The organism is Trinickia sp. (assembly GCF_036503415.1).
GTDB lineage: Bacteria > Pseudomonadota > Gammaproteobacteria > Burkholderiales > Burkholderiaceae > Trinickia.
In genome coordinates, this window is sequence record NZ_DASXWY010000137.1 from 1 (window position 1) to 4,283 (window position 4,283).

Genomic DNA, 4,283 nt, shown 5'->3' on the forward strand with positions numbered 1-4,283 from the left:
GCGAGACCTCGCTTGCCACCGGAGTCAACATGAATTCACAATCCCGCCCCGGCTCGTTGCCCCGTGCAGCCGCAGTCATCGCGGCGGCCATCGCCGCTGCGCCGTTTCTATATGGCTACTACGGCCTGGCGAAGGCATCTTTTCTGTCCGCGGACGTATTGGCCGTGAACCTGACCAATCTTATTAGTAGCCTGGTGTATCGAACCGGTTTGGTTTTCCTGATTGTTCTATGGCACGGGGAACAGCGAGGTCAGCTTGCATTCCGTCGCCCGGCGTTGCTGCTGACGATCTATGCATCATGCCTGGTGGGTTGGGAGATCGCGCAGAGATTGATGTTCGAAGCGCTGATCCGACATTTGAACGACGGCTCCGCCATGCTGAATTTCATCGTGACGATCATCAGCTTGCTGAATGTCGTTCTGTATGCGCTCGTGGCTTGGCTGACGTGGCGATTCATTACACACATGCTGCGCAAAGATGCATTACCGCTGGCACCGCCCGCTAACGCACGGCGGCGCATTGCCGGCCTCGCGGCTTGGATGTTCGCTACCGTACTACTGTCGTTTATGACACAAGCGACGCCTATGTTGCTCGACTACTTTGACGATGATCTCAAGCTCGTGATGTTTGACTACATTGGCACGGTTGCCGTTCCGACAGCCTTGGTCTTCGCGGGCGCGATGCTCGGCCTGCCGCGTAATCTCAGTCGACTGCACGGCTGGCGTCTACTGGGGGCGTCGCTTGCGGCGATGGCATCTGTTTCGCTGCTGGCTTATGGGGCGCTGCGCCTATTGGGCAACGTGCCTGGCACGGTTAATCCGATGTCCGGCATGCTGATCGTTACACTGCTCGCCGGAATTGGCGTGGCTCACCGAATGTGGTTCCGCGTGTTCTACGCTGCTGCACCCAGACCTGCCGCTGAAATATCTCCAGGCGCGCAATCGTCATGAAAGACCAAAACCGCGGGGTGCCACTTCAACATCTGAGCTCCGCCAACCCGGCCCGACTCCCCGCACGCGCAATCGACTCGATCGTCCGCACGGCCTCGCCGAGGCCGTCTTCTTGTGCCATCGCCGCACCGATTGCGGCCGCGCGCGTGCGCACTTGCGCACGCGACGCGAAATCGATGGCGCGTGCCAGCGCCGCCGCCGATACCCGCTTTCCTTGCACGGCTGCCGGTGCGATGCCGCGCTTAGCGAGTCGATCGGCCCAAAAGAATTGATCGGCCGCAAAGGGAACGACGACGGAAGGCACCCCCGCACGCGCCGCCGAGTGAGACGTACCGGCTCCCCCATGGTGAACGACCATCGAGGTGCGCGGAAAGAGCCACTCATGCGGCGTATCTGCAACCACATGGAAATTCGCAGGCAGCGCGTTGCCATCTATGCCGCTCCACCCCGGGTGAAAGAGGGCGCGGCGCCCCCCGACGGCCCCGATCAATGCTTCGCCAAGTTTGCGCCGATCAAAGCCTGCCATGCTGCCAAAGCCGATATAGATCGGTGCCTCCCCCGCCGCTAGGAAATCGGCGAGCGGCTTCGGAGCGGACCATTCGCGCGCACCCGGCGGTCTCCATTGCCCGCAAATACGCGCCTGCGGCGGCCAATCGTGAGGCTGTGGCAGAAGGCTCGGCGACACACCGTAAAGAATCGGGTGTTCAGTCCACACGCGCTCGCGTGCGGGGAGCCCACAAACGCTCGCTCGCGCCGCGTTCGTCGCTTTGCGAAACGCACGCCAGAGCATCGCATTGACGAAACGATGGCTCGTGCGGTTGAGCCAGCCCGGCAGCTTGCCGGGCGGCAAAAACGGTGACGCGAAATCAGCGGTCGGCGTGATCGGAATCATACCGGCGCCGATAGCGGGGATGCCCAGGCACTCGGCTACAGACAGCCCGACAAACGACGCCAGCGCCGATACGATCAGTGCATCACAGCCACGCGCCGCGTCCAGCGTCTCGCGCATCCAGACCATCGTATTCGCGTTCGCGATTTCCGCCAGCGCACGGGCCGTGTTCGAAAAATTCGTTTTACCGCCAACGACATTCGACAACGCCTCGCCAGGCATCAAGGCTCGCTTGATGTCGCCCGTCAGTGGCGACGCGGGCACGCCAAGCGCCGCCGCACTCGTCAGCGTCGATGCATCGGCCAAAATACGCGCTTCATGACCCGCATCGATCAGCGCGCGGCACAATGCGGCGAGCGGACGCGTATCTCCTTCGGTTCCATAAGTCACCACGGCAAATTTCATCGTGTGCCCTTCCAATGACGGCTTGCGCCAGCTTATCGAAATGGCGCCGGCGCGGCCGGCTATCCATTCATTGCGCCGGGGCGCGTTCAACCACGCTCGCACCGAAATCCGCATCCTCAGCCAGGTGCTGTTTCCTCCTTACTCGTCCAGCGGTTCCACGTCCTTCAATACACGGTTCGCAGTGCCCGGGCGGCGCTCGACCGTCGCCCGGACCGATTGCCCCCAAAGGGGCCGCACGATGTCGTCGATAAGACCCGGGGGTACGCGAATACGATTGTTTCCAACTTTGACAATGTTCGTCCCGCGATCGGCTCCGACAAGCAAACCATCTATCACCTCAACTTCTTGCCCAATATCGCTTTCGGTATCGATCAAAAGCTCCCGGCGAGGCTGCGAGAACGGAATCTCCCTGCGTTCGCCCCCTATGCAAGACGAGAACCCGACAAGGCGGATATCAGTCCCGTCGGGCGCGATCTGCCGAAGCAGCGCCACGAAGTTCAGAAAATAGTCCTGATCGATAATGCGTTCCCGCAGTTGCCGCCAGTCGCGCTCATTCACCGCCTGAATATCGTCGAACAATGTCGCCACGACCGCATCCGGGCCGCGCATTCCGCCGAGAAACGATTGAGCGCCACCGAGCCGATAGGTAATCGCATAACTGGACGCTCTCGGCGCACTCATGAAAATAGGAAACGGCTCTCGACTCCGGCCACGGTGTTTCTGAAACGGCAGTCCGAGCACACGTTCCGCGGTACGGCGTAGCAGATTACCAATGCTCTTGGCCCGGTCGAGATACTGACTGACCGCAATCATCCCAAAGGACACGCCCCGGCCTGCCAGCGAGACCTGCAATTCTCCGTCTTCGAGCGTAATGCCTCTCGCTGCCATATGCCGCCCGAAATGGACCTGCTCAAGCACATCCCTGACTTCTTCCTTGATCCCGTCTGGGCCAAATCCGAGCAGAGCCATCGCCGCGAGTTTTTCGGCACGCTCTAATTCATTGCATCGCAGTGCGAGTGTCGCCGCGCTTCGTAGCAGTACCGTGCGCGTCGGTTCCGACGCCTGGGAGCAAGGCAACAGATTCGCGGCCTCCTCTTCGAGCGCTGCGGCCAGCCGAGTCTCATCGCGGAAGCGAGTGAAATCACCATGCGACTGAAAATAGAGCGCCGCGTCAGCGTGCTCCATGGCCGCCCGATGAAGGGATGCGACTTGGTCATCAACGTCCATCGCTCGCCTCCTTGGCTGCGACAGCGACCGTCGGCCCCCCGAACTCGGCAACTACTGCGACGCCCTTTCCGCTGTTGTCGCTTGGCGCCATCTGCGCGAGCTTTCTTTTCAGCCGTGAACTCACGCGCGATGTCCCCGAGAAGATGCCGGAAACTTCCAATCTGGTCCTGTCGTTGAACGGAAGGCCCCCGGACGCTCGACCGAGCCAAAAGTCGAAGCCTGTTCCCTTCGCCGAGCGTTCAATGACGCGATAGCCGTGCAATCGGTGAAGCAGCGCGATGGCGAGCGCGTAAGCGCCGTTCTCCGCAGCAACGTCCCTGTCTCGATAAGTTGCGTCCGCTTCGGCTGGTGGAACAGTCCATTCAAAAGCGGCCCGTGACGGGTCGCATCCCGTCAACGCCGTGCTCGTCGGAATCCGATGACCATTCTTCGAGAAGCAATAAGCAGCAGCCTCACAGCACATCCCGCCAAAGTAGGGTGTGAGCTGCCTGAACGCTTCGTTTGACGGATTCAGTGGAATAGGTTCGCGCTCTTCGTCCATGCGGATCCACGATAGGGCTGAAGCCGGAGATTTTCGCACGCCGGCTGTCTCATTTCACTGAGAGCAAGCGTTTTGAGCTAGTCATCCATAACTCACCCACCCGAAGGCCCCGCTCCCGCAGCGACCTTCAAAACGCACGCTTCTTTGCGCGCCCACCCGGTAACGTGTAAGACTAGCGTTTTCTCTCAATTTCCGTTTCCCCGCACATGGCCCAATACGTCTACACCATGAACCGGGTCGGCAAAATCGTGCCGCCCAAGCGTCAAATCCT

Annotated in this window: 4 protein-coding genes; 1 reads left to right on the forward strand and 3 read right to left on the reverse strand. The window is 60.7% G+C overall.

Annotated elements, in window-relative coordinates:
- Positions 1-950, forward strand: a 950-nt coding sequence (locus VGL01_RS17465; protein WP_331571496.1) for a hypothetical protein, incomplete at its 5' end; no start/stop codon positions are given.
- Positions 951-975: 25 nt separating this feature from the next.
- Here the strand turns inward: VGL01_RS17465 and VGL01_RS17470 are convergent.
- From VGL01_RS17470 to VGL01_RS17480, 3 genes are all read right to left on the reverse strand, one after another.
- Complete coding sequence (locus VGL01_RS17470) at positions 976-2,244, reverse strand: glycosyltransferase (protein ID WP_331571498.1); 1,269 nt, start codon at positions 2,242-2,244, stop codon at positions 976-978.
- A gap of 138 nt (positions 2,245-2,382) precedes the next feature.
- Positions 2,383-3,471, reverse strand: coding sequence for a hypothetical protein (locus VGL01_RS17475; protein ID WP_331571500.1), 1,089 nt, complete (start codon positions 3,469-3,471; stop codon positions 2,383-2,385).
- The gene (locus VGL01_RS17480) at positions 3,461-4,012 is read right to left on the reverse strand and encodes a hypothetical protein (RefSeq protein WP_331571501.1); all 552 of its coding nucleotides are present in this window, start codon (positions 4,010-4,012) and stop codon (positions 3,461-3,463) included. Before VGL01_RS17480 ends, VGL01_RS17475 begins: the two co-directional genes overlap by 11 nt.
- Positions 4,013-4,283 lie beyond the last annotated feature (271 nt).

What these genes read in the sequence shown, in the direction of transcription:
- VGL01_RS17470 (WP_331571498.1), bottom strand. Translation starts at nt 2,244, where the DNA reads ATGAAATTTGCCGTGGTGACTTATGGAACCGAAGGAGATACGCGTCCG.
- VGL01_RS17475 (WP_331571500.1), bottom strand. Translation starts at nt 3,471, where the DNA reads ATGGACGTTGATGACCAAGTCGCATCCCTTCATCGGGCGGCCATGGAG.
- VGL01_RS17480 (WP_331571501.1), bottom strand. Translation starts at nt 4,012, where the DNA reads ATGGACGAAGAGCGCGAACCTATTCCACTGAATCCGTCAAACGAAGCG.